This is a genomic window from Agrobacterium bohemicum (assembly GCF_002896715.1).
In the GTDB taxonomy this organism is placed as follows: Bacteria; Pseudomonadota; Alphaproteobacteria; order Rhizobiales; family Rhizobiaceae; genus Agrobacterium; species Agrobacterium bohemicum.
In genome coordinates this window covers 1-16,123 of record NZ_PGEL01000023.1, presented here as the reverse complement: position 1 = coordinate 16,123, position 16,123 = coordinate 1, and the positions used below count along the sequence as shown (strand labels likewise).

General features: G+C 58.3%; 14 protein-coding genes. 4 read left to right on the top strand and 10 right to left on the bottom strand.

All coding sequences use genetic code 11. The features are described 5' to 3' along the window. Positions 1-55: 55 nt before the first annotated feature. Together CUC55_RS09110 and CUC55_RS09100 are read left to right on the top strand one after the other, a co-directional pair. On the top strand, positions 56-1,588 hold the full coding sequence (locus CUC55_RS09110; RefSeq protein ID WP_103087639.1) for a YifB family Mg chelatase-like AAA ATPase: 1,533 nt from the start codon (positions 56-58) through the stop codon (positions 1,586-1,588). Between the two features lie 906 nt (positions 1,589-2,494). Next, positions 2,495-2,686 (top strand): hypothetical protein, encoded by a 192-nt coding sequence (locus CUC55_RS09100; protein ID WP_103087638.1) that lies wholly within the window; start codon positions 2,495-2,497, stop codon positions 2,684-2,686. A gap of 475 nt (positions 2,687-3,161) precedes the next feature. Here CUC55_RS09100 and cysK read toward each other — a convergent pair whose 3' ends face one another. The 4 genes from cysK to CUC55_RS09075 form a co-directional block, all read right to left on the bottom strand. After that, complete coding sequence (cysK, locus tag CUC55_RS09090) at positions 3,162-4,130, bottom strand: cysteine synthase A (protein WP_103087637.1); 969 nt, start codon at positions 4,128-4,130, stop codon at positions 3,162-3,164. A gap of 142 nt (positions 4,131-4,272) precedes the next feature. Next, the gene (locus CUC55_RS09085) at positions 4,273-4,890 is read right to left on the bottom strand and encodes a LysE family translocator (protein ID WP_103087780.1); all 618 of its coding nucleotides are present in this window, start codon (positions 4,888-4,890) and stop codon (positions 4,273-4,275) included. Between the two features lie 127 nt (positions 4,891-5,017). Continuing rightward, positions 5,018-5,620 carry an EF-hand domain-containing protein gene (locus CUC55_RS09080; RefSeq protein WP_067653993.1) on the bottom strand — a complete coding sequence of 201 codons (603 nt, stop codon included), beginning with the start codon at positions 5,618-5,620 and terminating at the stop codon, positions 5,018-5,020. Between the two features lie 106 nt (positions 5,621-5,726). After that, positions 5,727-6,446 carry a pyrimidine 5'-nucleotidase gene (locus CUC55_RS09075; protein ID WP_103087779.1) on the bottom strand — a complete coding sequence of 240 codons (720 nt, stop codon included), beginning with the start codon at positions 6,444-6,446 and terminating at the stop codon, positions 5,727-5,729. A gap of 104 nt (positions 6,447-6,550) precedes the next feature. Here CUC55_RS09075 and CUC55_RS09070 point away from each other — a divergent pair, with 104 nt between their 5' ends. Beyond that, complete coding sequence (locus tag CUC55_RS09070) at positions 6,551-7,453, top strand: DMT family transporter (RefSeq protein WP_067653995.1); 903 nt, start codon at positions 6,551-6,553, stop codon at positions 7,451-7,453. Positions 7,454-7,472: 19 nt separating this feature from the next. Here the strand turns inward: CUC55_RS09070 and argB are convergent, their stop codons facing one another. From argB to rpmH, 5 genes are all read right to left on the bottom strand, one after another. After that, entirely contained in the window at positions 7,473-8,357 is an 885-nt protein-coding gene (gene argB / locus CUC55_RS09065; RefSeq protein WP_103087778.1) for an acetylglutamate kinase, read from the bottom strand. A 663-nt stretch (positions 8,358-9,020) separates the two neighbouring features. Beyond that, positions 9,021-9,689, bottom strand: coding sequence for a ribosome biogenesis GTP-binding protein YihA/YsxC (gene yihA, locus CUC55_RS09055; protein ID WP_103087635.1), 669 nt, complete (start codon positions 9,687-9,689; stop codon positions 9,021-9,023). Next, positions 9,686-11,491, bottom strand: a complete 1,806-nt coding sequence (gene yidC, locus CUC55_RS09050) for a membrane protein insertase YidC (RefSeq protein ID WP_103087634.1) — start codon at positions 11,489-11,491, stop codon at positions 9,686-9,688. Before yidC ends, yihA begins: the two co-directional genes overlap by 4 nt. Further along, positions 11,491-11,874, bottom strand: coding sequence for a ribonuclease P protein component (gene rnpA, locus CUC55_RS09045; RefSeq protein WP_067654004.1), 384 nt, complete (start codon positions 11,872-11,874; stop codon positions 11,491-11,493). Before rnpA ends, yidC begins: the two co-directional genes overlap by 1 nt. Before the next feature lie 31 nt (positions 11,875-11,905). After that, positions 11,906-12,043, bottom strand: coding sequence for a 50S ribosomal protein L34 (rpmH, locus tag CUC55_RS09040; RefSeq protein ID WP_042616368.1), 138 nt, complete (start codon positions 12,041-12,043; stop codon positions 11,906-11,908). Between the two features lie 368 nt (positions 12,044-12,411). On the opposite strand from rpmH, the gene CUC55_RS09035 reads away from it, so the two are divergent. Further along, positions 12,412-14,427, top strand: coding sequence for a methyl-accepting chemotaxis protein (locus tag CUC55_RS09035; protein WP_067654006.1), 2,016 nt, complete (start codon positions 12,412-12,414; stop codon positions 14,425-14,427). Positions 14,428-14,520: 93 nt separating this feature from the next. Here CUC55_RS09035 and CUC55_RS09030 read toward each other — a convergent pair whose 3' ends face one another. After that, positions 14,521-15,873: a dicarboxylate/amino acid:cation symporter gene (locus tag CUC55_RS09030; protein WP_103087633.1), complete on the bottom strand. Its 1,353-nt coding sequence runs from the start codon at positions 15,871-15,873 to the stop codon at positions 14,521-14,523. Positions 15,874-16,123: the final 250 nt, after the last annotated feature.

Genomic DNA, 16,123 nt, shown 5'->3' with positions numbered 1-16,123 from the left:
GGACACATACACGCTTGATTGCGCGTTTTCTAAAGTCCGACTGTTGGGGGCTTACATGGTTGCGCGCGTCAATACGGTGGCATTTCAGGGCATAGAAGGTGTGCCGGTCGAAGTTCAGGTCATGGTCGCGCCCGGCAAGGTCGGCATGCAGATCGTCGGCCTGCCGGACAAGGCCGTGGCGGAAAGCCGCGAACGGGTGCAGGCAGCTCTCCATGCCTCCGGCCTGGCGCTCCCCGCAAAAAANGTCACCGTCAATCTGGCACCTGCCGATCTGCCAAAAGAAGGCTCCCATTTCGATCTCCCGATCGCGCTCGGGCTCATGGCCGCATTGGGTGCCATTCCCGCTGATGCGCTGGGTTCCTATGTCGTTTTAGGTGAACTTAATCTGGATGGCACCATCGGTGCAGTCTCCGGGGCGCTTCCCGCTGCCATCGGCGCAAATGCGCAGGGCAAGGGCCTGATCTGCCCGGCAGATAGCGGTGGAGAGGCGGCATGGGCGGGGGTCGATTTCGATATTCTCGCGCCACGCAGCCTTATTGCCCTCGTCAATCATTTNCGCGGCACACAACGTCTGTCACGCCCCGTTCCAGCCATTCGTGCCAATCCCGCCAACCTGCCTGATTTGGCCGATATCAAGGGGCAGGAAAGCGCCAAGCGCGCTTTGGAAGTGGCCGCCGCCGGTGGACATAATCTGCTGATGGTTGGCCCGCCCGGCTCGGGAAAATCCATGCTGGCCTCGCGCCTGCCATCCATTCTGCCACCCCTGTTGGCGTCGGAACTGCTGGAAGTCTCCATGGTCCACTCCATCGCTGGCCAACTCTCCGGCGGCAAGCTGTCGGATCGCCGCCCGTTCCGCACTCCGCATCACTCCGCCACCATGGCTGCCCTCGTCGGTGGCGGTCTGCGCGCCAGACCCGGCGAGGCGTCACTTGCCCATCACGGTGTCCTCTTTCTGGACGAGTTTCCGGAATTTTCGCCGCAAGCACTGGATGCCTTGCGCCAGCCCTTGGAAACCGGTGAATGCATCATTGCCCGCGCAAACCATCGCGTCAGCTATCCGGCTGAAATCCAACTGGTTGCAGCCATGAACCCTTGCAAATGCGGCATGGCGGGTGAGCCCGGCTTTACCTGCGCCCGCGGTCAGCGCTGCGTTACAGATTACCAGCAGCGCATTTCCGGCCCGTTGATGGACCGTATCGATATCCGCATCGAAGTCCCCGCCGTCTCCGCCGCAGACCTCATTCGCCCCATGGCCGCCGAAGCCAGCGCCGATGTCGCCAGACGCGTCGCCCGCGCCCGCGATCTGCAGCAGGACCGTTTCGCGCGCGCAGGCTTTACCGGCATCCGCACCAACGCCCGCTGCTCCACGGCTCTCATCGAAAAATTCGGTGAACCCGACGCCCCGGGCCTGCAATTGCTCCGCGACGCCGCCGAAAAACTAAAATTCTCCGCCCGAGGCTACCACCGCATCCTCAAAGTCGCCCGCACGCTCGCCGATCTGGACGACAAGGCGACCGTGACCCGCATTCATCTGGCAGAAGCGATTTCCTATCGTATCGCGGGGGAGCGATTGACGGCAGCGGCTTGATGGAAANTCACGAGCAACTCTCATTCTCATCCTAAGTCAGTCACAGAAGAGGCGCCGATGGTAGCGCTCACCTCCTGGGGTTCCTCCGTACAGGCCTCGAAGGACGAGTGGTGCGGGTTAGGGAGGACCGCAGCTGGATGATCAAGCCCTTCCCATGTACCAAAGCATATTTTCTTCGACGTAGTCAGGATGATGTATGAGAGCAGAGCATGCCGCTCACCCCCCTCTGTCCTGCCGGACATCTCCCCCTCAGGTGGGNAGATTGGTAAANGGCACGTTCACTGCTCCAATCGTAGCCGTCAGAGGGATGCACCGGCAAAACATGCTGTCGCCCCGCCGCACCTTTCAAGATGCCCAATGAGCCCGCCCCTAGCCAATCTCCCTCCTTGTGGGGGAGATGCCCGGCAGGGCAGAGGGGGNTGAGCGGCATATTCTGACCTCTCCACAAAANTACTCCCCAATCAAATCAATACCTTAACGAAAACCCGCAAAAACATCAAAAAATCCTCCCGCAGTTTTCTCCACACCTCGCGAATCACCCGCACAATCACCCCGTTCCGCCCTCGGATACACCGCAAGGCGTTGCGGCGAGGCGGGACCGGCGCTGGTGGTGAAGGGATACGCAAACCTTCATCGCCGGGGTCCGGCAGCGAATCCCCCNGGGGCAACGGGTGGGGAGCAGCATCGGTTTCGGACCGGCTGGTCTTGCTCTCCCGATGTTCGGACCGGATCGGCGTGCCTGCCTCGAATACCCTAACCGGTTTCGAGACTTAAGGTGCCACCGCTCCGTTTCGCCAGCCCCGGGTGTACCGACAGCTCATCGTCCTCTGGTCGAACGCGACCATACGGGATTGAAGCGAAAGTCAGGCGGTACACAGGAACACGCTGCATCCGTCCGCGTCAGAGATGATGCGCACGGATGTGACCGAACTGGCAGGCAATGGTGCGGAAACGCAATATTGCCGCCCGGGTGGGAAGGGTCGGACCTTGAACACGTCCGACCGGCTTTCCGGCAAGGCTCGCCCTTCGCCATCCGGGACCAAGTCAGCCGTGGCAAAGGGATCGCTGGCGGGTAACAACCGCCGAACGGGGCGCTGAAAGGTGCCATTCTTACACTACCCAACGAGGCAGCTTGCAGCGCCCNGTCCGAATACCATGGCCGAACCCGGCGATGGGCACTGAGAAGAGATCAAACCACGGGCAGGTGCTGCCGCGTGAACGGCGAAGCGTGCGTGTGTGGTGGCCGGGNTTTTTGACGGGATGGGATTCGTGGTGGAGTGTATGTTTGCGTTTGCGGGTGTGGCTCACCCCCTCTGCCCTGCCGGGCATCTCCCCCACAGGTGGGGAGATTGGCAAGAGGCACGCTTGCCACTCCATCCGGGGACGTCAGAAGGACAACCAGCAAAACGTGCTCTCGCTCATCCACGATATTCAAGATGGCCAAGACATCGCGCCGAGCCTGATCTCCCCACCTGTGGGGGAGATGCCCGGCAGGGCAGAGGGGGGCGAGCTTGCCCCTGCGTCAAATATGTATCGTTTTACCGCTGGATAATGCTGCTACCAATATTAGACCTTATAACCCCAAGCCCTCAAACAGCGCCGTCGAAAGATACCGCTCCGCAAAGGAGGGAATGATCACCACAATGGTCTTGCCCGCATTTTCATCCCGCGCGCCGATCTTGATGGCGGCGGCGAGTGCCGCACCGGAAGAAATGCCGACGGGCACACCTTCGAGGCGGGCGACGAGGCGGGCGGTCTCAAACGCGTCTTCATTGGTGACGGTGATGATTTCGTCGTAGATTTTCGTATCGAGAACGCTGGGTGTAAAGCCTGCGCCGATGCCCTGGATTTNGTGCGGGCCGGGGGTGCCGCCCGAGAGAACCGGGCTGTCGGCTGGCTCGACGGCCACCACCTTGACCTCGGGCTTGCGGGATTTCAGCACCTGGCCGACCCCGGTGATCGTGCCGCCCGTGCCGATGCCGGAAACGAAGATATCGACGGCGCCATTGGTGTCGTTCCAGATTTCCTCGGCGGTCGTCTTGCGGTGGATGTCAGGATTGGCCGGGTTTTCGAATTGCTGGGGAATGATGGCATCAGGCAATGTTGCCGCCAGTTCGTGCGCCCTTGCTATGGCACCCTTCATGCCCTTGGGACCTTCGGTCAGAACCAGTTCCGCGCCCAGCAGCGCCAGCATCTTGCGGCGCTCGATGGACATGGTTTCGGGCATGGTCAGGATCAGCTTGTAACCCTTGGCGGCGGCGGCAAAGGCGAGAGCGATGCCGGTATTGCCGGATGTCGGCTCGATCAGGGTCGTTTTGCCGGGCGTGATCTTGCCCTGCGCTTCCAGCGCCTCGATCATGGCGACGCCAATACGGTCTTTTACAGAGGCTATAGGGTTGAAGAACTCAAGCTTCGCCAAAAGAGTAGCCTTGACGCCTTTTTCATTCGCCAGCTTGTCGAGGCGCACCAGCGGCGTATCGCCGATCGTCTCGGTAATCGAGGAATAGATACGCCCGCGTCCCGGTTTTCTGGCTTCAGACATGACATGCTCCCATTGTGCAATGCTTTGGAATTTTGCGCAGAATAGGAGGAATGGTCTGATGACGCTAGAGAACGAGAATGCGTATGTAGCGCAGTCTCTGGTATATCGTTCTCAAAATGCAGCATTTATCGAANTGATGACGTCACGTCGCGCGGNTGGCGATCATCGCAGCCGTGGCGGCCAGGATACCGGCGGCGGTGCGGTTGAGAATGGTGAGCGCGCTGGGGCGCTTCAGCAGCAGCCGGGCCTTGGAAGCGAGCAGGATATAGGGAAGCAGAACCGCCATCAGCACGGTAAAGGTAACCGCCAGCAGAACCACATATTCGCTGCTGCCGATGGTGCGAATGTCGATCAGCGTCGGCACCAGCGCCACGTAAANCAGCATGGTCTTGGGGTTGCCGAGTGTGATGAGCAGGCCTGATAGAAACGACATGGCGATGCTGGTGCTCTTTTTNGCCTGCAGATTCTGCGGCAACAGGCCAGCCGTCCAGAGCTTCCATGCGATGTAGAGGAGATAGGCGGCACCGGCGATTTTCAGAACCATGAAGGCTTCCTGAAATGCCTGCGCCAGAAAGGCGAGACCGAGAATGACGGCGGTCAGATAGACCATGTCGCCGAGCGCCAGCCCCAGGCCCATGAAGAAGGTTTCGCGAAAGCCAGACCCCAGCGCCCGGGCAACAATGGCCGTCATGCCGGGGCCGGGAATGGCTGCGGCAATGAAGAGAGCGGTGGCATAGGCGAGGAGGGTGGCGATGCTCACGATCAAGTCCTTCTGAAATCTCCAGGCATCGATATACCATGAGGAAGGATGTTGAAAAGCGGAAACGTCCGAATGCACAAAGCCCGCCGTGAGGCGGGCCTTGCTGGTCTCAGGATCGAAAGCGAGATTACAGGAACGGACGGTCCGGCATGTCGTCGATGCTGATGACGCCGTCATTGTTCTTGTCGAGGCGTGTGAACATTTTCTCGCCAGCAGCGGTAAATTCGGCCTTGCTGATCTGGCCGTTGCCATCGGCGTCGACCATGGAGAACATCGCGTTCACCCGGCCACCGTGGCCGCCTTTGCCACCCTTACCACCTTCGGACTTGCGGCCTTCATGGCGCTTGCCGTCACGGTCCGCCTGTTCGGGGCCGCCTTTTTTGCCGTCCTTGCCGTCCGCATTGGCGCGATCAGGGCGTGGGTTGGCGGCGCGGAACGCTTCCATCTTGGCTCTGCGGAAATCACGCATTTCCTTCGGCGTGATCGAGCCGTCCTTGTTGGCGTCGATCTCGGTGAACAGTGCATCCTGGCGGGCTGCGAACTCTTCCTTGGAAACCTTGCCGTCCTTGTTGGTATCGGCCGTCTTCAGCAGATAGACATAGGCCAGTTCAGGGCGCATGGGCGGGCCGTCTCGGCCGGGGCCGCGGGGTGCCGCCATCGACATGGGTGCTGTGGTGCTGAGCACCAGTGCTGCGCCAAGAGCTGTCAGCGCAAATTTTCGAATTGTCATGGTCTGTACCTTTCAAATGCTGTCCCTGATTGAAAGGTAGTGCCCTCTTGGCACCTTAACCAGTTAAACATCAGCAATGTGGATGACAAATCGGTAACCTGCCGGTTCAGCCAGCCCTGACGGTCAACTCCTTTAGAAAACCGGTCAGATCGTCGGTGATGAAATCGATGTGATCGTCGCTCAACGCCGGAATTTCCCAGCGCTCCATGATGATGCCTTCGAGATTGCGCGGCACCAGCAGCACCGTCTTCATGCCCAGAGCCTTCGGCGCGGTGAGGTTGCGCGGCAAATCCTCGAACATCGCCGCCTTGGTCGTGTCNAGCTTGGCAAGGGCTGCGAATTTCTCATAGGTCGCACTGGCCGGCTTGGGCAGATAATCGGCGGCGACGATGTCGAAGATGTCTTCGAAATGGTCGAGTATACCCAGTGCACCAGCGGCGGCCTGCGCATGCGGCACGCTGCCATTGGTCAGAATGAATTTGCGTCCCGGCAAAGCCTTGATGGCTTCGCCCAGTTCCGGGTTGGGCAGCAGAGCGGAATAATCGATGGCATGCGCCCGCTCCAGAAAGGCATTGGGGTCGATGCCGTAATGGATCATCAGGCCCTGAAGCGTGGTGCCATGCTCGTGGTAATACTGCTTTTGAAGCTTGCGCGCTTCGTCCGGTTCCAGTTGCAGCAACTCGGCAACATAGGCCGTCATGTTTTNGTCGATCTGCGAAANCAGGTTCACCTCATGGGGGTAAAGCGTGTTGTCGAGATCGAACACCCATTCGGTAACATGGGTAAATTCGGCGGGGTTTGGTTCATTTTTCGGTTTCGTGCTCATGGCCCTCTTATGCCCTGTCATCGCTGCAAAGAAAATCGAAAAGGCGACGTTCCTGCCGCTTTCCGACCTTGGGGCGTCAAGCTGACGCGTGATAATCATGGAGTATGGAACTCTGGATACCCATCACCATCGCCGCTGCCTTCATGCAGAACCTGCGCTCGGCCTTGCAGAAACATTTGCAGGGCTCGCTCGGCACGCGTGGGGCGAGCTTCGTGCGCTTCGGTTACGGCTTCCCGATTGCCATCGCCTATGTGATGTTTCTGCGCTTCGGTGCGGAGCAGATTTTTCCAACCTTCAGTACCGGCTTTTTCATATGGGCGGTGGTAGGCGGGCTTGCGCAAATCTTCGCCACCATGATGCTGGTGTATCTGTTTTCGCTGCGCAACTTCGCCGTCGGCACGGCCTACTCAAAGACGGAGCCGGTCCAGGCCGCACTGTTCGGCTTCGTCATATTGGGCGAAAAGCTGACGCCGGGTGCTGTCGGCGCGATCATCGTTGGCGTCATCGGCGTGATGGTCATCTCCATGGCACGTCTGCCGCTCTCGTGGCGCAATACCATCACAGCAATGACCAGCCGCACGGCCTTGATCGGCATCGCCTCGGGCGGCATTTTCGGCATCTCGGCGGTGGCCTACCGAAGCGCGTCGCTGTCGCTGCACGGAGCAGGGCCCGTCATGTCGGCAGCGGTGACGCTTGCCTGCGTCACCACGTTTCAAACGGCGTTCATGCTGGTGTGGATGTTCTGGAAAGACAAGCGCGAGATCGTGCAGGTTCTCGTGACATGGCGCTCATCGGCCCTTGTCGGCATCGCCGGGGTATTGGGGTCGGCGGGCTGGTTCACGGCCATGACGCTGCAGCAGGTGGCCTATGTGCGCGCACTCGGCCAGATTGAGCTGGTCTTCACCTTCATGGCGTCGTGGTTCCTGTTTCGCGAACGGGTCAACGCCATGGAGCTTGCAGGATGCCTGCTGATCGTCAGCGGCATCCTGGGATTGCTGTTCTGGTAAANGCGCGTTCCGGCCAAGATCAGGGAACGATGAGTGTGCCTGCGCCTTCGGTGAATATTTCCAGCAGAACGGAATGTGGTGTCTTGCCATTGAGAATGACGACGCCCTGAACGCCCGCCTTGATGGCTTCGATGCAGGTCTCGACCTTCGGGATCATGCCGCCGGAAATCGTGCCGTCCTTGATCAGCGCACGGGCCTGCGACACCGTGAGTTCCTTGATCAGTTCCTTGTTCTTGTCCAGAACGCCCTCGACGTCGNTCAGGAACAGCAGGCGACTGGCATGCAGCGCACCGGCGATGGCGCCGGCAAAGGTGTCGGCATTGATGTTGTAGGTCGCGCCATCCCGGCCCGGGGCCACCGGTGCGATGACCGGGATCATTTCGGACTTGGCCAGCAGGTCAAGCAGCGTGCGGTCGACTTCCACCACTTCGCCGACAAAACCAAGATCGAGAACGCGCTCGATATTGCTGTCGGGATCGATCACGGTCTTCTTGGCTTTTTCGGCAAAGACCATGTTGCCATCCTTGCCGCACAGGCCGATGGCCCATTCGCCGGTCTGGTTGATGAGGGCAACGATTTCCTTGTTGATCGAACCGGCCAGAACCATTTCGACAATCTCGACGGTCTTGGCGTCGGTAACGCGCAGGCCACCTTCGAATTTCGATTCGATACCCATTCTGCTCAGCATCGCGCCGATCTGCGGACCGCCGCCATGGACGACGATAGGATTGATGCCGGACTGCTTGAGAAGGGCGATGTCTTCTGCAAAAGCCTTGCCGAGACTGTTATCTCCCATGGCATGGCCGCCATATTTCACGACGATGGTCTTGTGCTCGTATTTCTGCATGAAAGGCAAAGCCTGTGCGAGAAGCCGGGCCTGCATTTCGCTTTCGGAAGACGTCATGGGAATAACCTCGTCGTTGATTGCCGCGCTTTTAACCCAAGTTTTTGACGGAAGAAACAACGGAGAGCCGATCAGCCGCAGAAAATTCGAACGTGAACGCATGGTGACGGCCAATATGATTGACATATGCGGACAATCGGACCAGCTTTGGCACGGGGATTAGCGCGCGTCGGCGATAGATTGCTGACGGACCGTTGGGNCGGCCGCGCATAAAGCCAGGAGTTCGAAGACGAATGACCTCGCCGGATCGGGAGAAGCGAAGCGGTTTGAAAGACGAGGTACTCGCGGGCGAATACGTGCTGGGAGCACTGAGCGCCGATGTGAATGCCGAGCTTGCCAAACGCATGAAGACGGACCGGCAGTTTGCGGCCATGGTTCGTCGCTGGCAGGAAANCCTTGGCCACACGACTGCGAGCGAGCATCGCAGTTTCTCTTATTACATGAATGCGTCGAACGATCATGCCCTGCGCAGGCAGGGTGACAGGCTCAACCGCGGCATATATGGGCGGTTCGAGATTTTGTCAGCGGTGTGGAATTCGGTTCGGTTCTGGCGGTTGACCACATCTGCGGCGCTACTTTGGGCCGCAGTTCTACTGTTCTCTGTTGCTTGAGTAGCTGTAGCCGGTAAGGCGGGAGGCGGCTGACGCCGCCACCTCACCAATCTCAGACAATACCCACGGTCTTGCAAATCTCTGCGCGAAGAAGGTCGAGCCCGGCGGATTTTTCTGATGATGTTGCCAGAACCTCAGGGTAGGCAGCAGGACGCTTTCGGATTTTCTCCAACGTCTCGTTGACGAGGCGGGGCACGGCAACATCCTTGATCTTGTCGGTTTTGGTCAACACGACCTGATAGGATATGGCCGCCTTATCGAGGATTTNCAGAACGTCCTCATCATTGGCCTTGATGCCGTGGCGGGAGTCGATCAGCAGGTAGACGCGCTTCAGGGTCGCGCGGCCACGCAGATAATCGAACACCAGCTTCGTCCAGGCATCGACATGGTCCTTCGGAGCCTTTGCATAGCCGTAACCTGGCATGTCAACGAGCGCCATTGGTGGCATATCGCCAGCTTCACCGGAGTAGCCCTCAGGAACGAAGTAGTTGAGTTCCTGCGTACGACCCGGCGTGTTGGACGTGCGCGCCAGCCCCTTATGGCCGACGAGCGCGTTGATGAGCGAAGACTTGCCGACGTTGGAACGTCCGGCGAAGGCAATCTCCGGCGGTCCTTCGGGCGGTAGGAACTTCATGGCGGGAACGCCACGAATGAAAATCCAGGGCCGACCGAAGAGCGGCTTTTCCGTTACCGGTACACCGCCATTGATATCGCTGGTCATTTGGTTTCCACCGGCTTTCGTTTGAACAATCCCTTGATGTTGTCAAACAGCTCGATCTTGGCGCCGTGGCGCTTCATGATCACAGCCTGTTGGCTGATCGAAAGGGTGTTGTTCCACGCCCAGTAGATGACGAGACCCGCAGGGAACGACGCCAGCATGAAGGTGAAGATCAGCGGCATCCAGGTAAATATCATCGCCTGGGTCGGATCTGGAGGCGTCGGGTTCATACGCATCTGCATGAACATGGTGATGCCCATGACGATAGGCCAGACGCCGATCATCAGGAAGTGCGGAACATCGTAAGGCAGAAGACCGAACAGGTTGAAGAGCGAGGTCGGGTCCGGCGCAGACAAGTCGTGTATCCAGCCGAAGAACGGCGCGTGCCGCATTTCGATGGTGACATAGATGACCTTGTAGAGTGCGAAGAACACGGGAATCTGCAACAGCATCGGCCAGCAACCGGCGACAGGGTTGATCTTCTCTTCCTTGTAGAGCGCCATCATCGCCTGCTGCATGGCCATGCGGTCATCGCCATGCTTGGCTTTCAGCTCCTCCATCTTCGGCTGCATGCGCTTCATGTTGGCCATGGAAGCGTACTGCTTGGAAGCTAGCGGGAAGAACAGAAGCTTGACGACGATGGTGGTCAGCAGGATCGCAACGCCGAAGTTGCCAAAATAACGGAAGAAGAAATCCATCAGTTTGAACATCGGCTTGGTGATGAAGTAGAACCAGCCCCAGTCGATCAGGCGGTCGAACTTCGGAATGCTGTATTGCGTCTCGTAACGGTCGACCAGCGGAACTTCCTTGGCACCGGCGAAAACGAGGTTCTTCAGTTCGATGGACTGGCCTGGGGCCAAAGTCATGGCATCACTACGGTAATCGGCCTGATAACGTGCCTGACCATCCGTGAAGTGCGAGTAGCGCGTTTCGACCGCGACGTTCTGCGGAGGAACGATGGCTGCTGCCCAGTACTTGTCGGTAATGCCGAGCCAGCCGCCCATTGCCTTTGGCAAGGTAACAGGCTTTTCCTCGATGTTCTTGTAGGTATCTTCGGTCAGGCCCGCATCCGTACCGGCGACGCCCAGAAAGCCCTCATGAATGACGAAGACGGCAGGGGTCGTTGGCTTGTTGTTGCGGGTGATGCGGCCATAGGTCGAGAAAGACACAGGCGTCTGGCCAGGGTTCTCGATTTTGTCGGTGACGGTGATCATATAATGATCGTCAATGGCGATCGTGCGTGTGAACACCACGCCGACATCATTGGTGAAGGTCAGCACGACTGGTGTGGTTTCAGTCAGCTTCGCACCTTCAGGGGCTGTCCAGACTGTGGAAGGACCCGGGGCCGAACCGGTGGTCGCTTCGCCAGCGATATAACCAAGCTCGGTGAAATAACCGTCATGGGTATCGGAGGGTGAGAACAGCGTGATTAGCGGGCTCGAGTCGTCTACCGTCTCGTGATAATCCTTGAGGCGGATGTCATCCAGACGCGCGCCCGTCAGGCTGATGGAGCCTTGAACCGCATTCGTGTCGATCTGGACGCGCTGTGATTTCGACAGCGATTCCTCGCGCGAAACCGTTGCTGCCTGCTGGCCGGTAGCGCCGGGCAGAGTGCCGGTCGGTGCTGTGGCGGTGCCGGGCGCGGCATTCGTCGTCGTTGTCTGCTGCGTCGCCTGTTGCGCCTGTCGTGTCTCTTCGGCGCGGCGCTGCTGCTCGATGCGCGGATTCATGTAGAGGAACTGCCAGGCAAGCACGATGACAACCGAAAGGCCTATCGCGATAAAGTAGTTGCGGTTTTTTNCCATCATTCTTTCCTGGAGCGGGTCTCCCGGGAGCGTCCGGATTTCGCTCGTCCCTTGATCCGCTCTATGAGCAAGTGTTCCAGTACGGCAAATTCGGTATTCAGTACGTCCCTACGGGCGACAATCACATAGTCATGTCCGGGTTTCATTGCCAACCCTGCCGAAAGCCTGACGGCCTCCTTCAGACGGCGGCGCATTCGGTTGCGTTCAACCGCATTTCCTTGGCGTTTGGTAACCGTGAAGCCGACCCTGGGTTCGGTTTCAGGTTTTTGACGATCCAGAACTTCCATAAGGAAAGTACCGCCTCGCCTTTTTTCTCCTGCCTGGACAGCAAGAAACTCCGGTCGGTTTTTCAACCGACCGGGTATTTTCTTCTCATGCGTCATGTGCCACGACTTTCATCGGGCTTCGGCCAGATTAAGCCGAGAGACGGGCGCGGCCGCGTGTGCGGCGAGCGGCCAGAACCTTGCGACCGCCGGCAGTTGCCATGCGGGAGCGGAAACCATGACGACGCTTGCGAACAAGCTTGGATGGCTGGAAAGTACGCTTAGACATTTATTTAATACCGCGGGNTGCGGCCCTTCTTGACTTTGCCCCTTTTGGGACAAGAGCGTTTCGTTTTGGCGTTCAGAAACCTGCGCAAGCACAAAATGCCCGAACGTGCGGNCTTATAAGGGCTTACGGCCTGCAAAGTCAATCGCTGACGGTCATTCCCCTGGCAATCGTCCGACATCGTATAATCGGGTTGCATGAAGCAAACCCGGCTCTTCCGTTGTGACCTTCAATCGACTGGGCCGATATTCAACGAATTAAAATCTGAAATTCTTTCTTAACGGAGCATGGGTAAATGTTGTGGGGATAAACAATTATTTCGACTTTCCTCTTACATTTATGTGAGAGGGGCGTTTGGGGGGAGTAGGCAGTTGAGAATACGGGGCAGAATTAATCTTCTGGTGGGGCTTTTAAGCCTTGTGGCATGTACGATTGGCGGCTTGTCGATTTTTGCCGTCAATGAATACCATAAGCAGACGCTGACACTGGAATCGGTGGCCGACCGGGCACGTAGCGGTGAAACACTGAACCGTCTTGTCACCGCTGTGGTTATGGAATCGCGCGGCATATATGCTGCCAAAGACACTGCCGCCGCAGCCAAGTTTGCCGATGGTCTTGCCAAAAACCTGACCGATATGGACACTCTGCTCAAACAATGGAAGCCGGATGTACCCGCCAGCCAGACCGCGCAATTCACCAATCTGGAAAAACGCTTCGAAGAGTTTCGCACGTTTCGCACCGAAACGGCACGTCTTGGCCGTGAGGTAAGCCCACAGGACGCCAATACGCAGGGCAACAACGAGGCCAATCGCGAGAACCGCAAAGCTTATCAGACCGAGATAGACGCAGTCGTCAAAGGCGACCTGGCGGAACTCCAAACAATCAAGGCAGGCATCGAAAGCTTCAGCGAGACGATCTTCCTGGTCGTCGTACTGGTGACGGTGGGCGGTGTCGTGGCAGGTGCCGCATTTGGCCTATACGTCGGCTCCAAGCTCAGCGGACCAATCCTTCAAGTATCGGAGGCGATGAACTCCGTGGCCGAGGGCAACTTCGAAACAGTAATTCCATGCCTGGAGCGCAAGGACGAAATCGGTGAAATGGCCGCAGCCGTTGAGGTATTGAAGCGCAACGGTCTGGAAGTTCGACGCATGAATGCGCAGGAAACCGCCATGCGCGCCAAGAGCGACGACTTGCAGGCGGGCATGGCTGAGGTTGTCGGCGCTGCTGCCGAAGGTGATTTCAGCCATCGTATCACCAAGGATTACGGTGACGAAAACCTCAACCGTTTCGCCCAGAACATCAATGCCTTGCTGACCAGCGTCGATAGTGGCGTGACGGAAACAGGCCGCGTCATTGGAAGCCTAGCCCATGGCGACCTGACGCAGACGATGAATGGTACGTTCCACGGCGTCTTTGCACAGCTGCAATCAGACGTGAACGAAACATTCGCCAAGCTGAAGGGTACGATCAGCGAAGTTCGTGGCAGCACGGAAAGCATCAGCGGCAATGCCAATGAGTTGCGCTCCGCGGCAGACGATCTGTCCAAGCGCACCGAGCAACAGGCCGCCGCGCTGGAGGAAACCTCCGCAGCTCTTGATGAGATCACTGCCGTGGTGCGCAACTCCACCCAGCGCGCCCAAGAAGCCAGCACGATGGTATCCGAAACCAAGGAGAAGACCGCAGAGTCTGCCAAGGTGGTGCGTGACGCCGTGTCGGCCATGGGCCGGATAGAGCAGGCATCGCGTGAAATCAGCCAGATCATCAACGTCATCGATGAAATTGCTTTTCAGACAAACCTGCTGGCGCTGAATGCCGGTGTGGAAGCGGCGCGTGCCGGTGAAGCTGGCAAGGGCTTTGCCGTTGTAGCGCAGGAAGTGCGCGAGCTTGCTCAGCGTTCCGCCAACGCGGCCAAGGACATCAAGGCGCTCATCACAAAGTCGGGCGATGAAGTCGGTAATGGCGTGAAACTGGTGCAGCGCACCGGTGAGGCGCTGGATGAGATCGAGACCCGTGTTCTCGGTATCAACGACCACATCCACTCCATCGCGACAGCCGCAAAGGAGCAGTCGACCGGCTTGCATGAGGTTAACACCGCCATCAACCAGATGGATCAGGTGACCCAGCGCAACGCGGCGATGGTGGAGGAGACCTCGGCGGCAACACACAAGCTGAGCGGAGAGGCTGAAAATCTGGTCTCGCTGGTCGGCCGGTTCCACCTGGGCAACGACAAGACCTCTTACACCCCTGCCTCAGTCAGACCCGTTGCCATGTCATTGCGCTCTGCACCTGTTGCCTCGCCCGCACGCAAGATGATGGGAAATGTAGCGCGTGCCTTCAACGGTAACGCAGCCGTTGCCCAGAGCCGTGACGAATGGCAGGAATTCTGATACTCGGAAATCCGGCTTCGATGCGTAATCTGAAACTGAAAANCCCCTCGCCAAGACGAGGGGTTTTCTTTTGGTGCATAACGTGTCGCCAGCTTATTCGGCAGGCGCCATCACGGGGTCGAGCGCGTCTATACCTTCCTGCCGATCATAGGCTTCCTGATCGAGAATGCCCTGCCGCTTGGCAACGATGGTGGGGATCAATGCCTGGCCCGCGACGTTGACTGCCGTACGGCCCATATCGAGGATCGGATCGACCGCCAGCAATAGGCCGACACCCTGCAAAGGCAGGCCAAGCGTCGAGAGTGTCAGTGTCAGCATGACCGTGGCACCGGTCAGGCCAGCCGTTGCTGCGGAACCGAGGACGGACACGAAGACGATCAGCACATATTCCTGAATGCCCAAGGGCAGGCCATAGAACTGCGCAACGAAGATAGCGGAAATCGCCGGATAGATTGCAGCACAACCATCCATCTTGGTGGTGGCGCCCAGAGGCACGGCAAAGGCCGCATATTCTCGCGGTACGCCCAGATTGCGCTCCGTAACCTGCTCTGTGACGGGCAGGGTTCCAATCGAAGAGCGCGACACGAACGCGAGCTGAATGGCTGGCCATGCACCCGCAAAAANGCGGATCGGGTTCAGCCCATTGGCAGCAAGAATAATAGGGTAGACGACGAAGAGCACAATGGCGAGGCCGATATAGATCGCGGCGGAATACCAGCCGAGGGACGCAAGTGCTTCCCAGCCATAGACTGCAACGGCATTGCCGAGAAGACCAATCGTGCCGATGGGCGTCAGGCGGATCACCCACCACAAAATCTTGCGCGTGATCGCCAGCAGCGAGCGGTTGAAGGACAGGAACGGCTCCGCTTTCTCACCCACCTGCAAGGCGGCGATACCCACGGCAATCGAAATCACCAATATCTGCAAGACGTTGAAATTGAGCGAGGTCGTCGCGCCCGTGTCATTGATGCGGGTGGATGCCTGAAGGCCAAGCAGGTTGGCCGGGATCAATCCTTTCAGAAAATCGAGCCATGAACCCGTGCTGGACGGTGCCGCCGCCGCCGTTGCTGCCACACCCGAATTGACACCCGGCTGGATCAGCAGTCCAAGAGCGATGCCGATGAGAACGGCAATCAAAGCCGTAATCGCGAACCACAACAGTGTCTGCCACACCAACCGCGCCGCATTGTTCAACTCGCGCAGATTGGCGATGCTGGCCACGATAGCCGTGAAAATCAGCAGCGGCACAAGCGCGCGCAGAAGCTGAACGAAAATCGTGCCAATGGTGGAAAGCGTCTGAACCAGCCAGTTTGGCCCAGCCTCGGACGCCCCCATCTGCCGGGCAATGTAGCCTAGTACGAGGCCGACAACCATGGCGGCGAAGACTTGAAAGCCGAAAGACGTATAGAAGGGCTTATGTGCCCGGGTAGTGGATGAAGCAGGCATTTTGTATTCCGTGAGAACGAGAAGACGGTGCGGACCGTCTAATGTGACAATGAGGAGATGGTTTCTGTATCGAGCGAATTGCCTAAAATATCAACGAATGTGATTGCGTGAGAAAGGGCTGGACTGAAAATTCGTTCTAACTTCAAAACTTGGTGCTCACTTGTGAAGCAATTTGAACCGCGCCGGGTTTGCCGGAGGCTCCAACTTCTGAGAAAGTGGAGTCACCATGAGCAAGACAACGAACAAGTTT

Coding starts and splice junctions, on each gene's coding strand:
- CUC55_RS09100 (WP_103087638.1), top strand. CDS start 2,495: ATGATGCGCACGGATGTGACCGAACTGGCAGGCAATGGTGCGGAAACG.
- CUC55_RS09080 (WP_067653993.1), bottom strand. CDS start 5,620: ATGACAATTCGAAAATTTGCGCTGACAGCTCTTGGCGCAGCACTGGTG.
- CUC55_RS09070 (WP_067653995.1), top strand. CDS start 6,551: ATGGAACTCTGGATACCCATCACCATCGCCGCTGCCTTCATGCAGAAC.
- rnpA (WP_067654004.1), bottom strand. CDS start 11,874: ATGACGCATGAGAAGAAAATACCCGGTCGGTTGAAAAACCGACCGGAG.
- rpmH (WP_042616368.1), bottom strand. CDS start 12,043: ATGTCTAAGCGTACTTTCCAGCCATCCAAGCTTGTTCGCAAGCGTCGT.